The sequence below is a fragment of the Variovorax sp. P1_G12 genome (genome assembly GCF_056405555.1).
Window position 1 is genome coordinate 33,115 of sequence record NZ_JBFUBW010000031.1, and the last position, 22,484, is coordinate 55,598.

At 64.9% G+C, this 22,484-nt stretch carries 26 protein-coding genes; 10 read left to right on the forward strand and 16 right to left on the reverse strand.

Annotated features, from left to right (window positions below; genetic code table 11):
* Positions 1-9: 9 nt before the first annotated feature.
* Positions 10-1,176, reverse strand: a complete 1,167-nt coding sequence (locus tag AC1D2O_RS28685; protein WP_478090559.1) for an ImmA/IrrE family metallo-endopeptidase — start codon at positions 1,174-1,176, stop codon at positions 10-12.
* A gap of 79 nt (positions 1,177-1,255) precedes the next feature.
* Positions 1,256-1,477 carry a hypothetical protein gene (locus tag AC1D2O_RS28690; protein ID WP_478090560.1) on the reverse strand — a complete coding sequence of 74 codons (222 nt, stop codon included), beginning with the start codon at positions 1,475-1,477 and terminating at the stop codon, positions 1,256-1,258.
* A 157-nt stretch (positions 1,478-1,634) separates the two neighbouring features.
* Between AC1D2O_RS28690 and AC1D2O_RS28695 the strand changes: the two genes are divergently transcribed.
* Both AC1D2O_RS28695 and AC1D2O_RS28700 read left to right on the forward strand, forming a co-directional pair.
* Positions 1,635-1,850: a hypothetical protein gene (locus tag AC1D2O_RS28695; protein WP_478090561.1), complete on the forward strand. Its 216-nt coding sequence runs from the start codon at positions 1,635-1,637 to the stop codon at positions 1,848-1,850.
* A complete protein-coding gene (locus AC1D2O_RS28700; protein WP_478090562.1) occupies positions 1,847-2,305 on the forward strand; it encodes a DUF4124 domain-containing protein in 459 nt (152 codons plus the stop codon). Before AC1D2O_RS28695 ends, AC1D2O_RS28700 begins: the two co-directional genes overlap by 4 nt.
* Before the next feature lie 441 nt (positions 2,306-2,746).
* Here the strand turns inward: AC1D2O_RS28700 and AC1D2O_RS28705 are convergent, their stop codons facing one another.
* The gene (locus AC1D2O_RS28705) at positions 2,747-3,436 is read right to left on the reverse strand and encodes a hypothetical protein (RefSeq protein ID WP_478158288.1); all 690 of its coding nucleotides are present in this window, start codon (positions 3,434-3,436) and stop codon (positions 2,747-2,749) included.
* Positions 3,433-3,657, reverse strand: a complete 225-nt coding sequence (locus AC1D2O_RS28710; protein ID WP_477650430.1) for a hypothetical protein — start codon at positions 3,655-3,657, stop codon at positions 3,433-3,435. The genes AC1D2O_RS28705 and AC1D2O_RS28710 overlap by 4 nt, the downstream gene beginning before the upstream one ends.
* Before the next feature lie 963 nt (positions 3,658-4,620).
* Here AC1D2O_RS28710 and AC1D2O_RS28715 point away from each other — a divergent pair.
* The 5 genes from AC1D2O_RS28715 to AC1D2O_RS28735 all read left to right on the forward strand — a co-directional run bounded on the left by AC1D2O_RS28715 (position 4,621) and on the right by AC1D2O_RS28735 (position 7,598).
* A complete protein-coding gene (locus AC1D2O_RS28715; protein WP_477650431.1) occupies positions 4,621-5,373 on the forward strand; it encodes a hypothetical protein in 753 nt (250 codons plus the stop codon).
* The gene (locus AC1D2O_RS28720; RefSeq protein ID WP_477650432.1) at positions 5,370-6,020 is read left to right on the forward strand and encodes a DUF6988 family protein; all 651 of its coding nucleotides are present in this window, start codon (positions 5,370-5,372) and stop codon (positions 6,018-6,020) included. Before AC1D2O_RS28715 ends, AC1D2O_RS28720 begins: the two co-directional genes overlap by 4 nt.
* Positions 6,021-6,058: 38 nt before the next feature.
* Positions 6,059-6,661 carry an AbiU2 domain-containing protein gene (locus AC1D2O_RS28725; protein WP_477650433.1) on the forward strand — a complete coding sequence of 201 codons (603 nt, stop codon included), beginning with the start codon at positions 6,059-6,061 and terminating at the stop codon, positions 6,659-6,661.
* Positions 6,662-6,858: 197 nt separating this feature from the next.
* Positions 6,859-7,074: a hypothetical protein gene (locus AC1D2O_RS28730; protein WP_477650434.1), complete on the forward strand. Its 216-nt coding sequence runs from the start codon at positions 6,859-6,861 to the stop codon at positions 7,072-7,074.
* Positions 7,074-7,598 (forward strand): thermonuclease family protein, encoded by a 525-nt coding sequence (locus AC1D2O_RS28735; protein ID WP_478158289.1) that lies wholly within the window; start codon positions 7,074-7,076, stop codon positions 7,596-7,598. Before AC1D2O_RS28730 ends, AC1D2O_RS28735 begins: the two co-directional genes overlap by 1 nt.
* 318 nt (positions 7,599-7,916) lie before the next feature.
* On the opposite strand, the gene AC1D2O_RS28740 is transcribed toward AC1D2O_RS28735, so the two are convergent.
* A complete protein-coding gene (locus tag AC1D2O_RS28740; RefSeq protein WP_478158290.1) occupies positions 7,917-9,392 on the reverse strand; it encodes a DUF1254 domain-containing protein in 1,476 nt (491 codons plus the stop codon).
* 630 nt (positions 9,393-10,022) lie between these two features.
* The gene (locus tag AC1D2O_RS28745; protein ID WP_478092755.1) at positions 10,023-10,220 is read right to left on the reverse strand and encodes a hypothetical protein; all 198 of its coding nucleotides are present in this window, start codon (positions 10,218-10,220) and stop codon (positions 10,023-10,025) included.
* Between the two features lie 49 nt (positions 10,221-10,269).
* Between AC1D2O_RS28745 and AC1D2O_RS28750 the strand changes: the two genes are divergently transcribed.
* Entirely contained in the window at positions 10,270-10,545 is a 276-nt protein-coding gene (locus AC1D2O_RS28750) for a hypothetical protein (RefSeq protein ID WP_478158291.1), read from the forward strand.
* Positions 10,546-11,089: 544 nt separating this feature from the next.
* Here AC1D2O_RS28750 and AC1D2O_RS28755 read toward each other — a convergent pair.
* The 3 genes from AC1D2O_RS28755 to AC1D2O_RS28765 all read right to left on the reverse strand — a co-directional run bounded on the left by AC1D2O_RS28755 (position 11,090) and on the right by AC1D2O_RS28765 (position 11,923).
* The gene (locus AC1D2O_RS28755; RefSeq protein WP_478092756.1) at positions 11,090-11,293 is read right to left on the reverse strand and encodes a hypothetical protein; all 204 of its coding nucleotides are present in this window, start codon (positions 11,291-11,293) and stop codon (positions 11,090-11,092) included.
* Between the two features lie 119 nt (positions 11,294-11,412).
* Positions 11,413-11,715, reverse strand: coding sequence for a hypothetical protein (locus AC1D2O_RS28760; protein WP_478092758.1), 303 nt, complete (start codon positions 11,713-11,715; stop codon positions 11,413-11,415).
* Positions 11,716-11,761: 46 nt separating this feature from the next.
* Complete coding sequence (locus AC1D2O_RS28765) at positions 11,762-11,923, reverse strand: hypothetical protein (RefSeq protein ID WP_478092760.1); 162 nt, start codon at positions 11,921-11,923, stop codon at positions 11,762-11,764.
* On the opposite strand from AC1D2O_RS28765, the gene AC1D2O_RS28770 reads away from it, so the two are divergent.
* Positions 11,922-12,137 (forward strand): hypothetical protein, encoded by a 216-nt coding sequence (locus tag AC1D2O_RS28770; protein ID WP_478092762.1) that lies wholly within the window; start codon positions 11,922-11,924, stop codon positions 12,135-12,137. The two genes, AC1D2O_RS28765 and AC1D2O_RS28770, sit on opposite strands and share 2 nt — an antisense overlap.
* 295 nt (positions 12,138-12,432) lie before the next feature.
* Here the strand turns inward: AC1D2O_RS28770 and AC1D2O_RS28775 are convergent, their stop codons facing one another.
* From AC1D2O_RS28775 to AC1D2O_RS28800, 6 genes are all read right to left on the reverse strand, one after another.
* Complete coding sequence (locus AC1D2O_RS28775; protein ID WP_478092764.1) at positions 12,433-12,558, reverse strand: hypothetical protein; 126 nt, start codon at positions 12,556-12,558, stop codon at positions 12,433-12,435.
* The gene (locus tag AC1D2O_RS28780; protein WP_478158292.1) at positions 12,558-12,830 is read right to left on the reverse strand and encodes an SDR family oxidoreductase; all 273 of its coding nucleotides are present in this window, start codon (positions 12,828-12,830) and stop codon (positions 12,558-12,560) included. The genes AC1D2O_RS28775 and AC1D2O_RS28780 overlap by 1 nt, the downstream gene beginning before the upstream one ends.
* Positions 12,831-12,849: 19 nt before the next feature.
* Complete coding sequence (locus AC1D2O_RS28785) at positions 12,850-13,821, reverse strand: Bug family tripartite tricarboxylate transporter substrate binding protein (protein ID WP_478158293.1); 972 nt, start codon at positions 13,819-13,821, stop codon at positions 12,850-12,852.
* Between the two features lie 73 nt (positions 13,822-13,894).
* A complete protein-coding gene (locus AC1D2O_RS28790; RefSeq protein WP_478158294.1) occupies positions 13,895-15,532 on the reverse strand; it encodes a 3-(methylthio)propionyl-CoA ligase in 1,638 nt (545 codons plus the stop codon).
* Between the two features lie 295 nt (positions 15,533-15,827).
* Positions 15,828-17,228: an alpha/beta fold hydrolase gene (locus AC1D2O_RS28795; protein WP_478091593.1), complete on the reverse strand. Its 1,401-nt coding sequence runs from the start codon at positions 17,226-17,228 to the stop codon at positions 15,828-15,830.
* Positions 17,229-17,239: 11 nt separating this feature from the next.
* A complete protein-coding gene (locus AC1D2O_RS28800) occupies positions 17,240-18,088 on the reverse strand; it encodes a TauD/TfdA dioxygenase family protein (protein ID WP_478091592.1) in 849 nt (282 codons plus the stop codon).
* A gap of 181 nt (positions 18,089-18,269) precedes the next feature.
* Between AC1D2O_RS28800 and AC1D2O_RS28805 the strand changes: the two genes are divergently transcribed.
* A complete protein-coding gene (locus AC1D2O_RS28805) occupies positions 18,270-19,274 on the forward strand; it encodes an AraC family transcriptional regulator (RefSeq protein ID WP_478158295.1) in 1,005 nt (334 codons plus the stop codon).
* A gap of 841 nt (positions 19,275-20,115) precedes the next feature.
* Here AC1D2O_RS28805 and AC1D2O_RS28810 read toward each other — a convergent pair.
* Positions 20,116-22,461, reverse strand: coding sequence for a hypothetical protein (locus AC1D2O_RS28810; RefSeq protein WP_478091590.1), 2,346 nt, complete (start codon positions 22,459-22,461; stop codon positions 20,116-20,118).
* Positions 22,462-22,484 lie beyond the last annotated feature (23 nt).

Consider the following 22,484-nt stretch of genomic DNA (forward strand, 5'->3'; position numbering starts at 1 on the left):
AGCGACCGATCAGGCGACAGCCAACAACGGATAGACGCTACGGGGCCGGACCCCGAGCACCTTGGCGGCCTTGACCGGCGACAGCGTTCCCGCATCCATGGCGTGGTGCGCGAAATTGAGCATGGCGGTGCCTAGGCGGTGACGCCGGACGACGTAGTAGCTTGGGCCGCTGCTCTTCTTCATCTTGGCGATTTCCTTCTCGCGCCGCCTTTCCGCGATCCAGCGCGTGTGAATTTCAACCGACAGCGCCTTCCAGTCATCGAGCGACAGGCGCCCGGCCTTGTGCAGGCCGTAGGCGACCATCTGCCGGCTCACGCGCCAGCGATCGGCATGCTGCGAAATGGTGGCGATCTGCGCGTTCACGTCGAGCCCCGCGAGATTGAGCATCTCCAAGTCCGCGACCGGCAGCAGAAACTCGCCGGCCACGTCATTGCAGAATTTCTCGATCTTCATCTCAGGCACCCCGCTGCCGCTGACGCCCGTGGCGCCGAGGAACAGGTGTGCCAGTTCGTGCAGCAGGGTGAACGACCATGCCGCCTTCGCGTCCCCGTCGTTGATGACGACGAAGGGCGCGAGGGGGTCGGCAATGGCAAAGCCACGGAATGCCCCAACAGGGATGGTCGAGTGGTGGCTTCCGAGGTTGCCGACGAGCAGCACGAACACCCCTGCCCGCTCGGCACGATCACGCAGCAGGTTGAAGGCGCCGTCGGCGTCCTTCTGCGCCCGGTACTCCGCGCGGGTGACGCCCAGTAACTTCTCGATCGCCTCGCGAAGAGCTGGGACACCGGCCTCCATCTTTGCCGAGCCGATGAAGTCCAGCGGCCGCGCGTCCTCATCATCTTCAAGGACAGCCCGCACCAGGCTCTGCCGCGCGCGGAGGTCGCGCACGAGCGCATCCACGTCGGCCTCGGCCTCAACGCTTCGTTCTGCGACGACAGTGCGGAAATCTTCGCCTCGGTCCCCCTTCGTCGGCGGCGCCGGCAGGTACAGGGTGAGCAACGAGCGACGGTAGACCCGCGCCATGTTCGACAGCATCGTGCGCGAGGGCTCCTTCTCGCCGCCCTCGATGGCCTTCAGCGATGCGGCGGCAATGCCGATGGCGCGTGCAGCGTCCTCCGGCTCAAGACCGGCGGTTTCTCTCGCCCATCGAAACACATCCGGGTTGAACCGTGTCATTGTTTGCGCCGAGGCGCGCGCGGCACTCGCGCAGCGTCTCGTTTCCAAAGTTTACAGACATCGGGCCGCGTCTCGCCGCTCAGCCTTGCCCTGGCCGCGAACTCGTGCCGTGATGTGGGCCGGTCGCCACGGGCCGGAGCCAATCGACCGCGGCGTCCGCCGGCGTCATCGCGCGCAGGCGCGGGTCGCGCCAAAGGTCGGCGGCCACGTCTTCAAGCTGCTCTGGGTCGACCGTGCGCCACTGGCGCTGCAGCCGGTGGGCGCAGGCCGCAATCCACTGGTCCTTCTGCGCGTCGTCCATGGCGCTATCGTAGCGAACTACTGGTTTTTTATCCAGTATTTGACTGCGACGCCAGCAGGCTGAGAGGCGAATTGATCTGCGGGTCTTGCGACGCTAGAAAATAAGCCCTGTATCGCATTTTCGCCACCCGTCGTCCGCCGCGCCAGAATCATCCCCCATGACCAATTCCGGCACCCTCCCCCTCGACGATGCCCCCGAGCAGGCCCACCACATCGCCCAGGCGGGGAATCAGGCTTGCGCGTTGAGCAGCACGGGTGCGGCCGACGACGGACCGCGTAGCCGCTTCGGCGCCGCCGCCAGCATCTTCGACAGCCTCGATACTCGGCCGCAGCAACTGCGGTTGGCCCGGCGGCCGTGGTGGAAGCTCTGGTGACCGCGAGCATGCTGCGCCTGCCCATCGCTGCCGCCGTCGCCATGCTGGTGTTGCCCGTGGCCGCGCAGCCCACGGTCTACCGCTGCGAGACGAACGGCAAGGTCAGCTACTCGGACGCCCCATGCGTCGGGGCCAAGGTGATCGACGCGACGCCCACGCAAGGCATGGACAAAATGACCGGCCAGTCACGCAAAGGTCGTGACGTGCAACGTGAAGAGTTCAATGCGACCTTCGACAACACCCTGCGCCCGCTCCATGGTCGCTCGCACGCCGACATGGACGTTTTGCGCCGTCGCGTGAAGTTGCCCACCCGCGAGCAGGCCCAATGCGCCGATCTCGACAACCGCCTGCCCTCGCTAGAAGCCGATGCGGCACGAGCGGCAGGCGAGGCCAAAGCCCGCGTCGAAGTTGATCTCTACAAAGCCCGCAAACAGTTCTTCGATCTGAAATGCTGACTGCTGCCGCTCGCCGGCTGCGCCACGTCCCACCCAGACCTACGGTCCGAGTGGCAAGATTGCGCACACCATCAACTGCCCTGGTTCGGCCACAGCTGGGGCAGTTGCTACGAGAAGGCCGGCAGCCCGTTCGGGACGGCGGGCTATAAGGTCGTCGCCCAGATCGGCAGCATCACACCCTCCGGCGTTGCGAACGGCTACGGTGGCTATGGCACATGGGGTGAGCGCCAATCTCTTGCGGCGCTGGGTGACGGAGCAGGACGACGCGGTGACAGCGGTCAAGCGGCAGCAGGTATCGACGCGGCAATCGACTGGCGAGTTCGTGGCGCTGCAGTTGCCGCCACCCGAGGTGCCAGCGCGAGACATCCCGATGCCGAGAGGCGACACCAATAACACAAGGGCTTCGAGCGCGACCGCATACGACATGCCGCGTCTCGACCTTCACGGAAGAATTTCTAGATGCAACCTTCTTCCGCCATGTTGCAGAATTGGATCGTTGTAGGGGGTCCAACCGTTGACGGACATATAGACAACTTCCACTGGAGATCCTGAGGATCCTCCATACTTCATAGTTCCAGTCCATGAAGTGGTGGTCTTAGATTCGTTGACGGCTGTCGAGCCGCCCGTCAATACCTCCCATTGAGAAACTGGCATCGTAGAGTGCACAGTCACGGTATCCCCACGCCGCACCTGCACGTTTGACTCTTTGAACGGATCGTTCCCGCAGCACGTAGTAACAGGGACGGGCGCGCCGTTAGCTTCGACCGTGAACACCATGGGTGGCAAGACATTCAAGACGTAGGGCAAGCCGTTGGCGGCAGTGATCGCATATTCCCCAACGCAATCCCTGTCTTTGCATAGCCTCAACTTCAGGGAGCCCTTGTGCACTCCTTGGGACAGTTTGGTGTTCAAAGCTAGGCCGTTGATGGGCGAAACGAACGTAAACACCCCGGCACTAACCTGCCAGATTGGCACTTGCGTGTGGTTCAGACCGTCTTCATCGCTGAAAAGGTACGGCCAAACTCCCGTTGCTGGAGCACCTGTTGTTTTGGCAGTGATCTTGAACACGGCTGGGATATCAGTCTGCTTCTCCATCATCGCCAAATCGATCCGAGGAGGATCGAAAGTCACGCTGATGACGGGATCAGGATTGCCGCCAGTTCCAGTTCCTGTGCCTGTGCCTGTGCCTGTGCCTGTGCCTGTGCCAGTACCGAGTTCTGTACCGGTCCCAGCGCCAGTGCCGGTGCCGGTGCCAGTGCCAGTGCCAGCGCCAGCGCCAGTGCCGGTGCCAGTGCCAGCGCCAGTGCCCGCGACTTGTTCTGAAGTAGCTTGACCGAGTGCGCTGTTCGCACCAGGCAAGTTCAAACCAGCACCTGACCCGCCCCCGCCTCCGCCTCCGCCTCCGCCACCACACCCTGCAAGGGTGCCTATCAGCAACGCGAGCCCAACTCCTCTTGCCCAATGTCTCATCTTGTTATTCCGATCGTTTTTGCCTCGTCGATGCTGTCGACCTGACCATCAACTGACTCTCGAAATGTAACCGATAGTACTAATAGCTCGCCATGCGCATGCCCACCCCATGCAGACACTCGACTAAGCACGCTGGTCAACCTACGAATGCCGGAGGTATCGACGCCCTGACTCTGCCGGTTGAAGGCGGTCGCGATGATCGCGGCGCGCATCGTGACGCGGTACACCTACTTCGCGCCGCCTGCCGACGGCATCTGGGACATGGACCTCATGGCGACAGCCCCGACAGGCCCGGTGGCGCAGGTGATCTCGAAGACCGGGCCGGCGTTTCTGAGCCAGTACTTTCCTCCGCGATGGTGCAAAGGTGTTCGGGTTCACGCATCTTCAGGTCAGATGGAAACAATGTTTCCGCCGCCCAAATTCAAGGTCCCTGACTTGGTGGCCGTCCCGATCGACTTCCATCTGCCTAGCCCCCTGGGCGACCACGGCCGCCCCAATGTCAACGCCGATCCGAGTGATGGATGGCCTTGGCACGCCGATTCACACGTCGCGCAAGAACCGCTTCAGCAACTCAGGGAGGGCTCCATCACAAAAGGAGCCAGAATAAAAGTTGATGGGCGTCGCCTCCCCCCCAACAGGCTGATGCAACGCCGACCTGATCACGGGACTGTCAGGACGCCAACGCATCGCCGGCCGCCACCTGCGCTTCGTTGCCGAGGCCATCAGCATCCGCGCCATTGCATAGAGGCCCCGCCGGCCTCAATCCCGGGCCGCTCGCGGTCCCCGCCGCAATGCCTGATCGCGGTACTACGGAAATCACCACACCGCCCGGCTACGATCGGTGAATGAGCCAGCCCCCTCCCCAACGCCCCGGAGCACGCATCGACGTGCGCAGCGAATTTGCAGCGTGCGTGACCAAGATGGGCGGGACCGTCATGGATGACGTACTGCGCGGCGTGCATCAGCCGCCGACCAACGCTGACTTCGTGTTCGCCGCCGACGGCGTGATCGCCGAGCTGAAGTGCCTAGAAGAGGATTGGACCGAAGACCTCAACGCGCATGCGAGCTCATGCGCCAACGACTGGATGCGGCGCGGCAAACTGCCCAGCAGGACGGGGATGATGGACCTGGCCGATCCCGATGTGCCGCCCATGCTCGTGCGCGAGATCGTCGACCCCTTCCGAAAGCGGGTGAAGCAGAACCTGATCGTGAAGGCCAACAAGCAGATCAAGCAGACACGCAAGGACACGGGCACGCTGGAATCGAAGGGGCTGCTGATCATCGTCAACGACGGCAATCCGGCCCTGGCCCCGGACATGATGGCGCACCTGTTGATGCCGATCCTGAACAGCGGGCACTACTCGTCAATTAACACGGTGATCTATGCGAGTGTGAACCTGCCGGTGATCGCCGGTCAGCCGTTCGGGCGCTCGCTTTTCTGGGCTCCGTGGTCTATCAAGGGCAAGGCGACGGTCGCTGAGTCATTTCTCGACCGGCTGGCGGATGCATGGATGGCGCACATGTCTGTCGTCACCGCCGCCCCGGTATTTCAGATTGAACCGCCTGCCGACGGCATCGCCGGATTGCGATTCGCATGACTGCACCGATCGACGACTATCCCGCGCCCGGACTCGATGAGGCGATCGCACGGTCGGGCGAGTGGATGCACTACTGCGCCGACGCGATCAACGCCATCCGATTCGATGACTGGACGCAGCGCACGAGGGCAGCGGCCTCGCTGTATCACGTCAGCGTGGGGCATCAGGCCGCGATTCACGTCCTGACCGCACATCAGCTTGACGGCTCAGCCTTCGCCCTGTTCAGGCCGCAGGCGGAAACGTATGAGCGAGGGCTTTGGCTGCACGTGGCCGCCACCGACCAGCAGGTTGTCGACTTCCTGAACGGCAAGAAGCCCCCGTCCCGGCAGGCCATGCTCGACAGCCTGCCTACGGAAGACGGAGAGCCGCTTAAGGCGATCATGAATCCGCCCTGGTCGGGCCTGTGCGACTTCACCCACGGCGGTGCCAATCAGATCGCGGTCCGCATGGGACCAAAGGGTATCGACGAGCGCTTTAAACCCGAGCACGTCGCAAGCATGTTGATTGCTTCGTGCACCTTGCTGTTGCTCACGATGACGGGCTTTTCCGCCATCTGCGAGGACCCGGCGAACCCCGAGATGCTGGCGGCGGCTTACGCGGCCTTCCATCGCGTGGTGCGCGGCAAGCCGTTGCCGCAGACGACATGACTGACCGGCGATTCGTCGGCCCCGTCGCACCACCGCCGATGAGTGAGGCCCTGCGCAGCGAGTACGACCTGCTCCAAGGCCACCACGCAGCCCTCGCCTACTACTTTAGCGAGTACGAGTCGCTGTTCGGCACGAGCAGGGAACGCATCGAACTGTTGAACCAGACGGCGCCGGTGTTTTTCTCGATGATCTTCAACACGCTGTGGTCCGAGATCCTGATGCAGATTGCGCGCGTCGCTGGGCCAGTCGAAACCCAGGATCGCGATGGCAATCATCTCCCCAATTTGACCATCCAGCGCTTGCCGATGCTCGTGGACCCAAAGCTCAAGCGAAGGCTCCGAGTCAGCGTGGACGCTGCCGTCGAAGCGGCGAAATTCATCACACCGGCACGCAACAAGGTCCTGGCGCACTTCGATCTGCCAACGGCACTGGACCGCGACACGGCTGGCGTCACCCTCGGCAGTCGTCGTCAAGTCGCGGAGGCGATTGCGGCGATCGAAGTCGTGCTAGATGCCATCGGCGCGCACTACTACGGCAGGAGGCTTCCGTGGCTGCATCACGGCGGGTGGGGCATCACCGACGACCTGCTGGAGTTGATCGAACTCGGTTGGCGCACTCAATCGGCGCGAGCCCAAGCGTAGGCTGCAGCCAGCCGCTCACGCGCTGTGCTGCTTCGCCTTCCGGGCACCGTCAGCGCAACCTACGACGCCGAGCGCTAGCTGTAGCTCACCAAGCTGTCGAAGCACCTGGAGAGCTTGGCTCGCCAAGCCCCCTCCTCCTCGCCTGCCGGCTGCGCCCTGACAATAGAGGCTTAGTTATCAGCGATTTGATTTGACCGATGAATATGACTGACGACATGCTCGCCGCCGCCATGAGGGAGGCTGTCAAACAGGGCCTGGTGCCGAAGCAAGCGCCCGACGAAGAGGCATACCTGAAGTACTGGCAGGCCGTCGAAGCCGTCGTGCGCGCAACTCTCGAGGCCGCTATCCGTTCTCGACTAGAGGACGACTCAGGCACCCAGCCTATGCCAGCCGCGCAGGGACAATTGCATTGATGATTCGATCCCTCGCCCTCCTCCTGCTCGCCCTCCCCCTCACCGTTTCCGCCGCGCCGCGCACCTGCCTGGTGGTCGGTGTTTCCGACGGCGACACCCTCAAGGCCCGCTGCGGCCAGCCCGGCAGCTACGAAGAACTCAAGGTTCGACTGAACGGCATCGACACCCCCGAAAAACGTCAGCCGTTCGGCGAGCGCGCCAAGCAGACAATGTCCGACCTGGTCTACATGAAGGACGTCGACCTCGACTGCATCAAGACCGATCGCTACGGTCGCAGCGTGTGCAAGGTGATGGTGAGGCCCGTCTCGGCGCCGCGCGGGCCCAAGACGCTCGATGCCGGCCTCGCCATGGTCACCGTAGGCATGGCCTGGTGGTACCGCGGCTACTCGCGCGAGCAGACCGCCCAGGAGCGCGGGCAATACGAGTTCGCCGAAATGGAGGCCAAGGCAAAGCGCGCCGGGCTCTGGCGCGACGCCGACCCGGTGGCGCCGTGGGAGTGGCGAAAGGCCCAGCGCGGCGATTGACTAGGGTTCTCCACCAGCCCCGTGGACAGACCTGTGGACAACAGCATGCGAAACATCGGGGATCGACTCCAGATGGGGCCGCCGACGCGATGCCTCAAAAACAGGCACATCAGCCTTGCTGGCAGCATGTGGCAAACAGCCCCCTTGTCCCTGGGGCTCGTCGTGCTCTGACGGCCGCTCTGCGCTTCGACATTCACCCTCTGCTACCTGCAGCGATGGGCTCTCGCGCAGGATGAACACCCGCTTGGGGCCCTCTGCTGCTGTTCAACCTGCGCAAGCGAACAACTGCTTGCGGGTTGCAAGCAGCCACATGAGTCGCTACTTCGATGCCACCAGCGCCGGCGGCTGCCAGCTGCCGGTTCCGGCAGGAAGGATCGATGGCGGCGTGGCCTTCGGCCAGTAGAGACGCATCACGAGATAGACGGTGTCGTCAGGCGCCGGCAACCAGTTGGCCTCGCGGGCCTTGCCCGGCGAATCCTTCTGAATGTAGAGCGTGAGCGAGCCGTCGGCGTTCTTCTTCATCGCCGGCACCATTGGCGAGTTGATGAGATAGCGGTTGATCGGATTCTTGATCAGCAGCTGGCTCTTGCCGTCGTACATCGTCACCGACCAGAAGGCGTTGACAGGCGGAAGCTGCCCGGCCGGGAAGGTGATGGTGTACTTGCTTTTGCTGGTGTCGATGGTCTCGCCGGTTGCCGTAACGCGAGTGATGGGATACATGGCTTCGACATCGTCGTTGCCGTAGACGCCGGATTTGGCACCGGCAGCGCGCTTCAACCAGTCGCCCTTGTAGTAGTTGCGATCGCCGAAGAAAGAGCCGATGTTCCAGCCATTGACGTTCTTCACTCCGGTGGCCACGAACTTGTCGACCTTCGCGTCGCCGTCCTTCATCGCCAGCAGAACGGCAGCCTTGTGTTCGAGCGATAGATCCTTGAACTCGAAGGTCTTGCCTGGCCCAACGCCGATGCTGGCGAGCCGGGCTCGTAGCTCTCTGTCTTCCGGAGTTACTGGCACAAACTGAAGCGCGGCGTCGAGATACTCGAAGTAGTTCTGCTTGATGCCTGCAGTGGTGGCCGGCAGGAAATTGACAGCAGGGGCGGCCGGCGGAGCTGGTCGCTTCAGAAACGCGGAAAGCGGCTGCGCCTTGTAGCCCGCCTGCACCTTCTCGACGTTCGAGATGTCCTTGGGGTTGAAGAGTTGGGTGCGGAAAAGAGAAAGCGAAAACGGGGTCGTCGACGTGAAGACCTTCTTGATGCCAGCGGGCATGTCGCCCTTCCAGTCAGGGCCAACCACCATGTAGTTGCCTGGCTCGCTACCGGTGGCGCGGCTGCCGATGTAGCCGTAGTTGTAGGTATTGCCGTCGATGAGCTGCACGGCGTAGTAGCGCTGCTTCTCCACGGCGGGGACCGAAATCACCATCGGCTCTGCGCGCAGATCCATCCAGACAAAGGAATAGGGCGTGTCGCTGTTGGGCGTGACGATCGCCGTATCCTGGTAGGTGGCAACGTGGTGCTGGTTGTTGATCTTGTTGAACGGCGCCTTGAACTGGCTGGACTTGGTGTCCACCGCAAACTCGTTCATCACGGCGTAGTTCATGACCAGCGGCAGGCCGTAGATGAAGCCTTCTTCGGCTATGGCCTTGGTCTCTTCAAGCCCGGGCGCAGGCACGCCCGCCGCCACATCGCGCTTGGCGGCCTGGGAGACCGGATCAGACTTTGAAGCGCAGGCGGCGACGAGCGCGGCAGCACTGAGAAGCGCGGCCAATGCCATGCGCCGGGAGGTCGAGGGGTTCATTAAAATCCTGCGTTGAGGTTGTGGAAGAATGCCCGCGAACATGGCCACGGTGCGAGTACAGGGAGAAGCGTTGGCACAAGATTCGGCCCGTGGAGTCCGACCGGCCGGTCATCGGTTCGCCCACGCAGGCCATGTCAGCAATTGTTCCAGTTCACGGAAGACCGCAGTGAGCGGCGCATCTCGTGCGCCGTGCGGGGCTGCGTTCAGCGGCGAACGACGGCCGCGCCATGCGGCCCGACGCAACCTGCACGATAGACACCGCGAGCGCATGTCACCGGAGCGGGGCGCACGACAACAGGCGCCTTCTTGGCCGCCACCGCCCCATTAGGGCCGACGCAACCCGCACGATAGACACCAGCCGCGCAGGCGACCGCAGACGCCTCCGAGGACATGAGCGCGAGGAGACTGAATGCGGCAGTGGCCGCGAGGGTGTGGATGCGCTTCATGTTCCGGGAGTTTGGGTTTGGGGTGCAGCTTACACGCAACGCTCGCAGGTACTTGGGATGACAGTACTGACGCGACCTCGAACACATCTGCCCTTTCGGGCAAAAAGACGGCTATGCGTCTCAAAGCGGACGTGCAGCGCTTGTACGGGAATTGCTGCAACTGGCTGACAACGGGCGACGGAGCTTACCCCGACCCAGGCGGCCGCGTCGACATCGCCAGTGGTCGCAGCCAGACCTCGGCGGCCTGCGCCGGCGCCAGCGATCGCAATCGCTCGTCGCGCCACAGATCGGCCGCCAGCTCATCGAGTTGATCGGGGTCCACAGTCCGCCATTGGCGATGCAGCTGGTGGGCACAGACTGCAATCCAGTCGTCGCGTTCCATTCCTCCAGCATAGCAAAAGACTGTATGCTTATCCAGTATGAGGGTCGGGATGAAGCGGCGCTACCGGGGCGGCAAAAAGTTGAGCGATCGGGAGTTCGCCGATCAGGAATGGGCGCGCGGCATGCTGGTGCTCGACCACAAGATGGGGCGGACCCGGCTCGGCCTCTACGTGTCAGTCCCCGGCCAGAGGCAGCCAGCGTTTGGCATCTTGTGGGCGCCGACCTTGGTAGCTTGCGCCTCCGACACCATCAGCTTCTCGGGGATCGAGCATGAGCATGGGAAGTTCGTGCACCAGACTTGGTACTGCGAATCGCGCGCCGGATAGCCTGACGCCCCAGGAGCCCCACCATGACCGAGCAGGAGGAATGAGCATGACGGAGCCAGGAAATCTCGAAGATGAAGAACTGATCAACCGAGCCAGTCGACTGCGCTTGCTCGCATTGCGCGGCAACTCGGAGGCGCGGGGATTTGCTCACGTTCACGAGGTCAAGGTTCGGCGCCGCTTCGGATCGGCCACAACACCCCCAGCCGCGCCAGCTCGCCGAAAAGAGAGTGGCATGGCTGCGGTGCGAACTGGACGCGTGGCTGCTGGCTCGGCCTGTGTCCGATCAACTGCCGCCCCCAATACTGGGGCGCCGAAGCCGCGCCCGAAGCGGTAGCGCGTCGCGCGCCACGAAAGACGCCTCCCCATCGAGCAGCGGATATCGCAGCGCGTTGCCGCCTGCGATATCCGCGCGAACGTTAGCGTAGGTTAGCAAGCGCGAAGAGCACTCCCGTGATGATTGCGCCTGCGGCGATAGGCGGCATCGGTGCGGATGGCATCGATTTCCCTGGTGCACATCGCATTCTGCGGCGGTGCGGCAAGAAGCTCAGCCGCCGCAGAGGCGGGACAGGAGAATTGCCAGCGCAGCGCCAACCCCTGCCGCCGCCATGATGGCGACGAGCGGGAGCCACGCGGTCTCGCCAATGTTGGATTTCGCTTGCTCATCTGCAAGCCGCACGGTCTGTGCCATGAGCTTGCCAATTTCAGCGCGAATGCGCTCGTCAGGAAGCGGTTCGATCTGGAGGCTCATGGAGCAATGCTAATCGAGATGCCGATCTGAGGCGGCCTATGACGCTTCGCGTCCGCGCCTGTAGGCAGGCGTGAAAAAGCCCGCGCGCGGCGGGCTTGTCTTGGGGGCGCTGGTGGTGCCTACGCCGGGCCGCTTCCTGTGAGCCTTGCGTGGACTTCCGGATTGATGTAGACCAGATTCTCGCCGGGAACCTTAAGCGTCACGTGAGGCAGCAGCTTGAGTTCGAACATCCGCAACACTCCCGGAACGAGGTCTTCAGTCGCTTCGGCTGCGTCAAGAATTGGCGACCAGGGCGCCTCGGGGTGAATGCGGCTGTAGGCGGTGTGGCCCGGCGCTTTCGCCCGGCGTGCGAACCAGTCCGCGACCTTGATCGGCAGTCGGCCGTCGATCGGCTGCAGCTTCTCGTTCTTGGCGTCAATCATCTTGGCCCTTCCTAGCCCTGAAAACGTCGAGTATGCCGCGCGGCGGTCAGCTCGCCTCGCGGTCGCGCTCGCACTTGTGGGCGTCGGCTTCGTCGTCGTAGGGTGCGGCGGGGAACTCGGGGTCGAAGTCCTCGGGCGGGTCTTCCGGCAGACGGTCCTCGCGCTCGATCCACTTGGCGCCGATGACAGAACAATATTGAGCCGGCATGAACCAACTTGAATCAAGCGGCATATCGAACCGGCTCATGCTGGAAGTAGCTCTTGATCCGTTCGGGCTGTCGCTGGACTGCGGAACGTCACCGGACTTTGCCTTTTGCGTCACTGGACGTTGCCTTGGCAATAAGGGCCACTGCTGCGGAATGACACTGGACCTGCGAGAACGCGCCACTGAACTTGCGGGGCCACCCGCGCCGCCGCGCTAGCCTGGTGGGGTGGACCGGCTCGCCTGCAGCGGGTTCCACTGGCTGCTGCCGGAAGTACGACGCCAGGCGAGGGGGCGAGGCAGCGGAGAACGATCAGCGGCGGTGCCGGCACGCCCGCGGCCGCACGGCGCACGCCACGCCGGCCATGGAAAGGCCAGAATGCGGCCAACAGCCGGTCCCGGCCATGAGCAGTCACCCACCACCGACTGCAATGGGGTTGCCTGATCGCATGCACCGCCAAGTTCAGGGCCAATGTGCGCCTCCTGTAGCGAGCGGACCCTCACCGCACGCTCCACTACGTCAGAGGCCGAAGCGTCTGCGCCGACCTGAACAACGCCAGGTCGAGCCCGGCCTTGCAGACCCGCCGGCCCTTGCCCTCGGGCAGTTCGCTCAGCACGATCAGGGGAATCCACGGGGCCATCACATCACCATGCCGCCGTTCGGGCTGATCACCTGGCCGGCGAGATAGTGCTCATCCGACGCCAGGTACACGGCGAGCGAGGCGTATTCCTGCGGCGTACCGAGGCGGCCCATCGGGATCATCGGGATCATCTGGAACAGGCTGTTCTTCTGGGCCTCGGTGGTCGTGGCGATGAGGCCTCGAAGGGCGGCGTCTGACGCCGCCGCAGGCGAAATCCGACCACGCCAACCGCGGCCTTCCACCCCCAGTGCGCCGCGATCAAGCCGCCTCATGCGTGTTTCCAATGCGGGTTCAATCCGGTTTGAAATTGATCGATTTCAGGAGCGCGCCTTGGCGCTCGTGAGCGACGCGCAGCGACTTCGCCAACTCGTCAGGAGTCGCGGGCTGACCGGGCTCCATGCCCAAGCCGCTCAGGCGTCCGCGCACCGCGGGCTGCTGCAGGGCCTTGAGCGCTGCCTCGCGCAGTCGGTCCTGCACAGCGGCCGGCACGCCGTTCGCGACCCACAGGCCGACCCAGACATCTTGCGTCATGGCGGGGAAGCCCTGCTCGGCGAAGGTCGGCACGTCGGGCAGCGCGGGCATGCGCTGCGACGAGGTGACCGCGAAGGCCTTGACTTTGCCGGCCTTGACCATCGGCACCGATGTTCCGGGGCCGTCGAACATCAGCGGCACATGTCCGGCCATGACGTCCTGCAGCGCCGGGGCGGCGCCCTTGTAGCCCACGTGCTGCATGTCGAGTCCGGCCAGCGCGTTGAGCTCAACGCCCAGCGTGTGCGACACCGTGCCGGTGCTGTACGACGCGATGCTGACCTTGCCGGGGTTGGCCTTCACGTGGGCGATCACCTCCTTGAGCGTGTTGGCCGGCACCTGCGGCCCGCCAACGAACAAAAGCCCGCTGCGCGCGAGTTCCGCGATCGGCTTGATGTCCTTGAACGGGTCGAACCGCGACTTGGTCAGGTGCGGAATCTCGGACACGGCGCCGTTCAGGTGCATCATCACGGTGTATCCGTCGCGCGGCGCTCCCAGCAACTCGTTGACGCCGAGCATCCCCATGCCGCCGGGCTTGTTGTCGACGATGATCGGCTGGCCGAGACCGGGCTGCATCGCATCGGCCATGATGCGCGCGATCACATCAATGCTGCCGCCCGGCGGTGCAGGCACCACGATGCGGATCGGCCTATCGGGCCAGGTTTGGGCGGCCGCGAGGGTGGCCACGGCGCACAGGCATGCGGCCAAGCCGGTCCGCAGGGATTTGATGATCATGAATGTCTCCTTCTATGTATGGCAGTGACGCCGAAAAAATGAACTGAGCCGTTCGGCTTTGAGCCGGTGGCGCCTAGTTCGGCAGCCGGTAGTCGCGGAACGTCTCGCGCAGTTGGTTCTTCAGCATCTTCCCCGTGGCGCCCAGCGGAATGCTGTCGACGAATGCCACGTCGTCCGGCGTCCACCACTTGGCGATCCTTCCGTTGTAGAAGGCGAGAAGTTCCTCGCGCGTCACCTCGGCGCCCGGCTTCTTTGCCACCACCAGCAGCGGGCGCTCGTCCCACCTCGGGTGCGCGACACCGATGCACGCGGCCATCGCCACCGCCGGGTGGGCCATCGCGATGTTTTCGAGGTCGATCGAGCCGATCCACTCGCCGCCGGACTTGATGACATCCTTGCTGCGGTCGGTGATCTGCATGAACCCGTCGGCATCGATCGTCGCGACGTCGCCGGTCGGGAACCAGCCCTCATCTCCGAAATACGTGAGCGGATCGCCGCCCTCGCTCTTGAAGTAGGCGGCAATGACCCAGGGACCGCGCACCATCAGCTCGCCCGAAGTCAGGCCGTCGCGCGGGAGTTCGCCGCCATGCTCGTCCACGATCTTCATGTCGATGCCGTACGGCGACCGTCCCTGCTTCGCTTGCAGCGCCCGGCGTTGCACCGCGTCCAGGCCCGCATGCTTGCCCTTGAGCTTGCCCAACGCGCCCATCGGGCTCAGCTCGGTCATGCCCCAGGCGTGGATCACCTGAACGCCGTACGTGTCCTCGAAGGCGTCCATCATGGCCGGCGGGCAGGTCGATCCGCCGATCACGGTGCGCTTCATGGTGCTGAACTTCAGGTCGTTGGCTTCGACATGCGCCAGCAATCCCTGCCACACGGTCGGCACGCCTGCGGACATGGTCACTCCTTCGGACTCGAACAGGTCGTGCAGCGACTTGCCATCCATCCATGGGCCGGGGAACACAAGCTTGGCACCCACCATGCAAGCCACATAGGGCAGGCCCCAGGCGTTGACGTGGAACATCGGCACGACCGGCAGGATCGTGTCGCGCGAAGAGCAGTCGAACGAATCCGGCAGTGCGGTGGCGTAGGTGTGCAGCACCGTGGACCGGTGGCTGTACAGCGCGCCCTTGGGATTGCCGGTGGTGCCCGAGGTGTAGCACAGTGACGAGGCCGTGTTTTCGTCGAACACCGGCCAGGTGAATTGCGGGGAATGCGCGTCGATCAGGTCCTCGTAGCACAACAGGTTCGGGATCGTCGACGACACCGGCATGTGCTCCCGGCTGGTCATGGCAACGAATGCCTTGATGGTTTTCACGCGCGAGGCGATCGCCTCGACCAGCGGCAGGAAGGTCAGGTCGAAGAACAGCACCTGGTCTTCGGCGTGGTCGGCAATCCACACCACCTGGTCCGGATGCAACCTGGGGTTGAGCGTGTGCAGCACGGCGCCGGAACCCGACACCGCGTAGTACAGCTCCATGTGGCGGTAGCCGTTCCATGCGAGCGTCGCGACACGATCGCCGAAGCGGATGCCGTTCGCCGCCAGCGCGTTGGCCATGCGGCGTGCGCGCTGGGCGAGGTCGCCGTATGTCTGGCGATGCAGGTCGCCTTCGACGCGGCGCGAGACGATTTCCTGGTCGCCATGGTGACGCTCCGCATGATTGAGGAGCGTCGAGATCAGCAGCGGCTGCTGCATCATGTTTGCGTTCACGGTGGGTGCCGTGGGCGTGGCTTGTGGAGCAGTGTCTTGGGTTAGGGCGGTGGCTGTCATTGGTGTCTTCAATCTGTGCTTATGCGGCGGCGAAAATGTATGGGTCCGGCAGATGAAGCTGTCCCTCTCACCGAGGCAGTTCCCCCAGACTGCGGCACTTATTCGGTGCGGCGAACCAAGGCGACCTTGCCGAGCAGCATGTTGCGGTCGGTCGGCTGCGCCGAAGCGCATGGCGCAGCCCGCCGCCGTGGGCCCGCGGCTGCGCACGGACCCGCGGACCCGCGGGCCGGCGGACTCAAACGCTGAAGCTGCTCACGTCGACCGGCTTGACGCCGTTGGCGCGGCAGAAGTTCAAGTAGCGCTCGACCATCGACTTCCAGTTCTCGATGGCGAGCACCGCACCCTCGGGGCTCATGAGGTTCCAGTCGCCCTGGACGATGTTGAGCGTGATGACCTCGTCGTCGCCCACGCTGATGGGCGTGTGACGCGAGCCGGCGGTCTCGAAGACGAAGCTGCCGGGGCCGGCAACCCAGTCGTGCTCGATGTACTTCCAGCGGCCGGCGATCGTCCAGACCTGCACCGTGCCCGAGTGGTGGTGCATCGGCAGCGTGCTGTTGGGGGGCACCTTCAGCAGGGCGGTCCACTCGCCGCGGATCGGGTCGACCTTGATGAGCTTCAGGAAGAAATTGTCGCTGTAGGGCACGAAGGGCATCCAGGGCAGCGACTCGACGTCAATCAGGGCGGTATCGATGGTCTCGTAGAACATGGTCATGTGGTCTCTCTTGGTGGGTATGGAGGAGGTGGTGAGGGGACGGGCAGCGTTGCGGCGGCGATCGACTTCGCCGAAGAACTCGAGCAGGCGCTCGACGACCCAGGCGGGCCGTTCCTCGGGGATCCAGTGGCCGCAGCCTTCGGCCACGCCGCCGCGCACGTCGCAAGCGACGCGCTGCCACGAGTCCATCGCGTACAGGCCGCGGCCGACGTTGGGCGCACCGCCGCCGTACACGAGGATCGGCATCGCGAGCTTGCCCTGCTTGATGAAGGCCTGGTTGTCCTTGGCGTCCTGCGCCCACTCCCGGTAGTAGTTGAAGCCGGAGCGCATCCCGCCGGGCTGGGTGTAGGTGCGCAGGTACTCGCGCTGCGCCTCTTCGGAGATGGCGTCGGGCCGCGCGCCGCCCTTGCGGTACATGTAGCGCAGGTAGATCTCTTCGCGGCCGGCCACCAGCGCCTCGGGCAGGTCGGCCTCGGCGTGGAAGCCGAAGTGCCAGCGCCCGAGCGCGGTGAGCACCGAGCCGTCGCCCGGCACCGGGGCGTCGAAGATCGCCATCGACGTCACCGCGTCGCGGTGCTGGGCGGCCAGCGCATAGGCCACCGGGCCGCCCCAGTCGTGCGCCGCGACGTGGAACTGCTTTTCGCCGAGCACGTCGTGCATCAGGCGCCAGATGTCGTTCGCGACGGTCGTGGTGTCGTAGCCCACCGCGGGCCGCGACGATTCGCCGAGGCCCCGCAGGTCCACCGCGACGACGCGGTAGCGCTGCATCAGCCCGGGCAGCACGTCGCGCCACATGTACCAGGTCTGCGGCCAGCCGTGCAGGAACACGATGGCCGGGCCCTGCCCGCCGCTGACGTAGTGCAGTCGCACGTCGCCGAGGTCGGCCCAGTCGTGCCGGAGATTCAGTTCGAGAGCGCGGTCCATAGCTGTCTCCTTCAGAACGGCCGGTCGCCAACGATGGTGGCGCGGTTCATCTTGCGATGGCACGGCGCGTAATCCATCACCGCGTAGTGCTGTGTGCAGCGGTTGTCCCAGATCGCCACGTCGTTGGCCTGCCAGCGCCAGCGCAACTGGTACTCGGGAATGAAGGCCTGGCTGATCAGGTACTGCAGCAACTGGGACGCGCCGGGGTGCCAGTCCTGGCCGAAGCGGACGTTCCTGGCGTTGTGGAAGTTGGTCAGGTGCGTGGTGAAGGCGCCGACGAACAGGCTTTTCCTGCCGGTCACCGGATGCGTGCGAACGACCGGATGCTCGGGGTCGGGGAAGCGCGCCTTCATCGCCAGGCGGTCGTCGATCGGCTTGGCCGCCATGAACACCGATTCCATGCTGTGGCGCGCACGCAGGTCGGCGATGGTCTCCTTGATGTGCTCGGGCAGCCGCTCGTAGGCCAGTTCCATGTTGGCCCACATCGTGTCGCCGCCCACCGGCGGGCATTCGACGCAACGCAGCACCGCGCCCATCGGCGGGCACTCGGCCCAGGTGGAATCGTTGTGCCAGGAGTTCTCGTAGCGCTCGGGCGGGCTGTCGGGCGTCTTCCAGATCTGGATGATGCCGGGCTCGCCCTCGGCGCTGTTGACCAGCGGATGGTCTTGGAGCTCGCCGAAGTGGCGCGCGAAGGCGGCGTGTTCGGCGTCGGTGATCTGCTGGTTGCGCAGGAACAGCACCTTGTGCTCGAGCAGCAGCGCCTTGATCTCCTGGGCCAGGGGCGAGTTGCGCGAGGCCTCGGCCAGGCTGACGCCCTGGATCTCGGCGCCCAGGGCGCAGGTCAGCGGAATGACGTTCATCGTGTGTCTCCAATCGGGTTCGGTGAGCGCCGGCCCTTGCCGGACCGGACAGTCGCCGGAGTCTCATCGCGGCGTGAGTGAAATTGTGTGCTCCGTCGATCGGCGTGACTTGACGTTTCGGGAATTTCGTTTGACATTTCGGGAAAGGAAGCCGAGCATTTCTGGAAAGGCAGTTGCGCCCATGACGATCCTGGTACGCGCCGCGACGCTGACGAACTTCGAGGCGGTGGCGTCGGCCTGCGGGCTTGATGCGCAGGGGCTTCTGGGCGAGGCCGGGCTGCCCGCGCAAAGCCTGGCCGACCCCGACCTGATGGTGCCGGCGGCCGCCGTGGGCGCGTTGCTCGAACTGGCGGCAGAGCGCGCGGGCGAGCCTGCCTTCGGCCTGCGCATGGCCGCTTCGCGGCGCCTGTCCAACCTCGGGCCGCTGGGCCTGCTGTTGCGGGACCAGCCGACGTTGCGGCAGGCCCTCGAGGCGCTGATCGCGCGTATCCACCTGCACAACGAGGCGATGTCGGTCTCGGTCGTGCCGGAGGGTCCGATCGTCGCCATTCGTGAGGAGATGGTGTACGAGGGCGGGCAGTCGGTGCGCCAGCCGATCGAACTTGCAATGGGCACCACCTTCCGCCTGCTCGGCATCTTCCTCGGCGACGGCTGGCGTCCGCGCCTGGTGACCTTCCGCCACCCCGCGCCGCCGAGCAGGGCCTGGCACCGGCACGTGTTCGGCGATTCGGTCGCGTTCGGCGAGGAGTTCAACGAGATCGTCTGCAACGCGGCCGATCTGGAGGCACCGAACCCGGGCGCAGATCCGGTGATGGCGCGCTATACGAAGCGGCTGCTGGAGCGCGATCCGGGCCAGAGCGCGTCGATGTCGGACCGAGTCCGTCGCCTGATCGTGCTGCTGATGCCGCGCGGCCATTGCCGGGTGGAGAGCGTCGCCCAGCACCTGGGCATCGACCGCAGGACCGTCGCCAACCACCTGGCTGCGGAGAAGACCTCCTTCAGCATCCTGGTCGACACAATGCGGCGCGAACTGCTGGCTCACTACCTGCGGGACGCCTCTCGGCCGCTGTCGGACGTGGCGACGCTCCTCGGGTTCTCGGAACTCAGCGCGTTCTCGCGCTGGCATCGGCGACAGTTCGGCGTGGCGCCACGAACCCGTCGCGCGGGCATTGCGGCGGGCCCTTGAAATTCCCCTACGCCCCGTCTTCTGACAAGCACTTGCGATCACGCGTGGTGTACTGCCATGCACCGCAGTGCCGCCGTGTCGCCGTGTCGCCGTGTCGCCGTGTCGCTAACACGGTACTAGCACGAGGCTACACGGTCGCTTACACGGCAGCTCAGCCGGCCGGCCTGTAGTGGATCACCCAGGCCCCGCCATTTAGCGAGGCGCCTTTCGCCGAAATTCCGCTTCGGATTGCGGATTCAATCGGCCGATGCAACACACGACAGACTGCGTAGGCAGAAGGAGTGTTGCAGATGAAGTATCGAACGCGGACCTACTACTCGGCCAGCCAGAAGGCGCTTATGTGGGAGCGCTGGAAGCAAGGTCAAGTGCCTTCATGCGTCGTCCCGCCCTGGTCGAAGGATTCCGGCGTGTCATGCGCACCGCCGTTCGACCGGCGCAAGGCCGATCGAGAAGTAATTGAACGTCGGCTTTGCGGTGCGCCAATATGAGTCTCGAATGACTCGTGTGGGCCCATTCGAGCCCGCCAGCGGACATCATGATTGTCGGAAAGCGGTCGTCGGCAGCGCCAGCCAACCCGCGACCAGTTCGTGCTTACGTTGCACCTGCAAAAGGCAAAGTACAGTGACTCAAAACCCGCGAAAGGCAAACTCCAGTGACTCACCAGGGCAAAGTACGTTGACACACCGATCTGCTCTCTAGAGGGGAGGGCGCGTGCGCCGGTGGCAAAGTCCAGTGGCTTTCCGCATGGACGCTGCGCAGGTGATGGGCCGTGACCTTGACCAGTTGCAGCTTGGTGCGCGCCCCTCAACGACCCGGTTTCTCTGCGCAGCATGCTGCTCGGCTACACGGCGCCGCCGAGGCCACCGGTTACTACGTGCGCGGTCCCCCGGTCGCTCACGTTTTGCCCGATGGTGTCGGGAATAGAGACGCTGAGGCTGCCACGGCCCGCGCCGGCACTGTTCAACGGCGTGGCAACGTCCTTCACTTCCGTGGGCTTCGGAATCGTCGCCGGCACCGCCGACGGGATGTTCGCGGGCACGGGTGACGGAATCGTGGGGCTGGCGACGACGGCGGCCTGGTAGGCGGCCTTGCTGTCCATGCCGGTCGCCACAAGGCGTTGGTACTGCGCGCGTGCAGTGCCGAGCGCGCCGCCGAAGGCCTCAGCCGACAGATGCGCCTTGTTGTTGCCGCTGCCCGCGTAAAAGCTCTTGCCGGTCGAGGGGTCCGCGATGGATGCCCACTCCTTCGCGCCAGCCTTCTGCGCGCTCGCGAGGTCGCCGCCGCCACGGATGTAGCTGGCGATCTCGGGCCGCTTCTTGTCGGCCAGGTACTCGCCGAAGATGCGTTCCTGAAGCTCGGGCGTGAATTTCTCGTCGCCCTTCAGGCCCATTGAGCCCACCGCGCCCTTCAACGTCGAGGGGATCACCTGATACTTGCCCACGGCAAACAGACGGTCCTTGTCGCCCTTCGGCAGCGACTGCGCGGCCATGATCTGATCGATCGTCATGTTCGAGAAGTCCATGCTCGCGCCGCGCGAGTCGCCGGCCTGGCCCCGATTGAACGAGCCGTAGCCGCCTTCCCCCTTCGCGATCAGGTCGCCTAGAGAGCCGCCAGCAGCGCGAGCGCCTTGCTGGAGCGCGCCCACGGGCGCACCGGCCGTGCTCTCGGTGCCGCGCGCCACGTCGTAGCCCGCTTTCGCCTGACCAGCGGCCGCAGCGCCAGCCGAATAGGCGCGTTTTGCGGTGTTGGGCACCAGGGCGGCCGCGCCGGTCTTTGCCGCGTCGAGCGCGTCCGCGCCGTAGCCCTTCGCCGCCGACCAGCCCGCGATCGCGACGCCCTTCGTCTTCTCCCAGGCATTGCCGGCCACCTCGCCCACCTTGTCGGCGGCCGCGGTCACGTTCTGCTTCACGTCGATGCCGGTCTTGTCCTTGAACCAACTGTTCATGCCGTCCGCGAGCGATGACACCTTGTCGGCCAGCGTGCCCGCCGCCTCCTTCGTCGAGTCCCACCACGCGCCGGCCTTCGTCGTGATGTCGCCCCAGGTCGTTTTCGCGTCGGTCACGAGGGAGTCCCATGCCGCGCCAAGGCCAGTCGTGAACACGTCCCACCCTTGGATGACCTTGCCGCCGACATCCGAGTCCACAAAGCTCTTCGTCCACTCGCCGACGGCGCCGCCGATCTTTTCGCCGAGCATCGCGCCGAGGTAGCCGCCGACGACGGTGCCGATCGGCCCCAGCAGCGAGCCGACGGCCGCGCCAGCAGCGCCGCCAACACCCATGCCGACAGCCTCACCCGTGTCGCGATAGCGCTGCGTGCGGTTTTCCTCCGGCGACTTGCTCGGGTCGTCGTCCATGCCGAAGGCCGAGCCCAGCGCCATGCCGCCGGAAATGAGCGCGCCGAGCACCGGGATGCGCTTCAGCAGCTTGCCGCCGCCCTTCAGCAGCCCCTTGCCCTTGCCCAGCAGGCCGCCAGCAGCTGAGCCGCCAGCAGCGCCAAGCAAGCCGCCCAGGCCGCCACCGCCGCCCCCGCCGAAGAGGCCGCCGCCAACAACCTGCTGCGCCTTCTGCGATCCCGGCGTGAGAGCCTTCAGGAACCGGCGATACCAGACTTCCCTCTTGCGCTCGGACGTGCGCCCGAAGAGCGAGAACAGGCCGCGCCCGAGAGGGCTCACCACGTCCTTGACCTCCTTCATCGCGTTCACGGTCGGATCGATGTTGTCGGCCGCTTGCAGGCTCGATGCGAGCTTGCCAAGCGAGTCATTCATGCGCCCGAGGGCACTGCTACTCAAAACGCCGCCGCCACTCGCGCCGCCGCTGGCGGGGCGCTGGCCCGCCACGAAGCGGCCGCTGGCGCCGCGCGGCTGCGCGACCACGACGGCGCCGCGCGCGACCGCGCTGCGCAGCACAGGTGCACTACGGCCCGCAGGCACCACGGCCGAAGGCGTGATCCGCCAGTTCCCACCGGCCGCGCGGCTCGTCGAGGGTGCACGAGGCGCAGCGCCAGGGCGGCCGGTACGCACGACCGTGGAAATCTGGGCATTGATGGCTGTGCGCACTGCCCGCAAGTCGGTGCGGATGGCCTTCCAGATGGCGATGCCTTGTTGCTGCGCGCGCATGAGGTCACGGCCGTTCTCGATCACCTCGCCGATCAGAAATCCTTGCACGTCGCTTTTGAAAACGGATGCCATGTGTTATGTACTTTCAGAAAAAG

Excerpts from the sequence above, each read along its gene's own strand:
- AC1D2O_RS28745 (WP_478092755.1), bottom strand. The coding sequence starts at position 10,220 with ATGGAACGCGACGACTGGATTGCAGTCTGTGCCCACCAGCTGCATCGC.
- AC1D2O_RS28690 (WP_478090560.1), bottom strand. The coding sequence starts at position 1,477 with ATGGACGACGCGCAGAAGGACCAGTGGATTGCGGCCTGCGCCCACCGG.
- AC1D2O_RS28695 (WP_478090561.1), top strand. The coding sequence starts at position 1,635 with ATGACCAATTCCGGCACCCTCCCCCTCGACGATGCCCCCGAGCAGGCC.
- AC1D2O_RS28780 (WP_478158292.1), bottom strand. The coding sequence starts at position 12,830 with ATGAGGCGGCTTGATCGCGGCGCACTGGGGGTGGAAGGCCGCGGTTGG.
- AC1D2O_RS28785 (WP_478158293.1), bottom strand. The coding sequence starts at position 13,821 with ATGATCATCAAATCCCTGCGGACCGGCTTGGCCGCATGCCTGTGCGCC.
- AC1D2O_RS28760 (WP_478092758.1), bottom strand. The coding sequence starts at position 11,715 with ATGATTGACGCCAAGAACGAGAAGCTGCAGCCGATCGACGGCCGACTG.
- AC1D2O_RS28800 (WP_478091592.1), bottom strand. The coding sequence starts at position 18,088 with ATGAACGTCATTCCGCTGACCTGCGCCCTGGGCGCCGAGATCCAGGGC.
- AC1D2O_RS28765 (WP_478092760.1), bottom strand. The coding sequence starts at position 11,923 with ATGCCGGCTCAATATTGTTCTGTCATCGGCGCCAAGTGGATCGAGCGC.
- AC1D2O_RS28720 (WP_477650432.1), top strand. The coding sequence starts at position 5,370 with ATGACTGCACCGATCGACGACTATCCCGCGCCCGGACTCGATGAGGCG.
- AC1D2O_RS28810 (WP_478091590.1), bottom strand. The coding sequence starts at position 22,461 with ATGGCATCCGTTTTCAAAAGCGACGTGCAAGGATTTCTGATCGGCGAG.
- AC1D2O_RS28735 (WP_478158289.1), top strand. The coding sequence starts at position 7,074 with ATGATTCGATCCCTCGCCCTCCTCCTGCTCGCCCTCCCCCTCACCGTT.
- AC1D2O_RS28740 (WP_478158290.1), bottom strand. The coding sequence starts at position 9,392 with ATGAACCCCTCGACCTCCCGGCGCATGGCATTGGCCGCGCTTCTCAGT.
- AC1D2O_RS28755 (WP_478092756.1), bottom strand. The coding sequence starts at position 11,293 with ATGAGCCTCCAGATCGAACCGCTTCCTGACGAGCGCATTCGCGCTGAA.
- AC1D2O_RS28770 (WP_478092762.1), top strand. The coding sequence starts at position 11,922 with ATGAACCAACTTGAATCAAGCGGCATATCGAACCGGCTCATGCTGGAA.
- AC1D2O_RS28750 (WP_478158291.1), top strand. The coding sequence starts at position 10,270 with ATGAAGCGGCGCTACCGGGGCGGCAAAAAGTTGAGCGATCGGGAGTTC.
- AC1D2O_RS28795 (WP_478091593.1), bottom strand. The coding sequence starts at position 17,228 with ATGGACCGCGCTCTCGAACTGAATCTCCGGCACGACTGGGCCGACCTC.
- AC1D2O_RS28775 (WP_478092764.1), bottom strand. The coding sequence starts at position 12,558 with ATGGCCCCGTGGATTCCCCTGATCGTGCTGAGCGAACTGCCCGAGGGC.
- AC1D2O_RS28805 (WP_478158295.1), top strand. The coding sequence starts at position 18,270 with ATGACGATCCTGGTACGCGCCGCGACGCTGACGAACTTCGAGGCGGTG.
- AC1D2O_RS28725 (WP_477650433.1), top strand. The coding sequence starts at position 6,059 with ATGAGTGAGGCCCTGCGCAGCGAGTACGACCTGCTCCAAGGCCACCAC.
- AC1D2O_RS28730 (WP_477650434.1), top strand. The coding sequence starts at position 6,859 with ATGAATATGACTGACGACATGCTCGCCGCCGCCATGAGGGAGGCTGTC.
- AC1D2O_RS28715 (WP_477650431.1), top strand. The coding sequence starts at position 4,621 with ATGAGCCAGCCCCCTCCCCAACGCCCCGGAGCACGCATCGACGTGCGC.
- AC1D2O_RS28685 (WP_478090559.1), bottom strand. The coding sequence starts at position 1,176 with ATGACACGGTTCAACCCGGATGTGTTTCGATGGGCGAGAGAAACCGCC.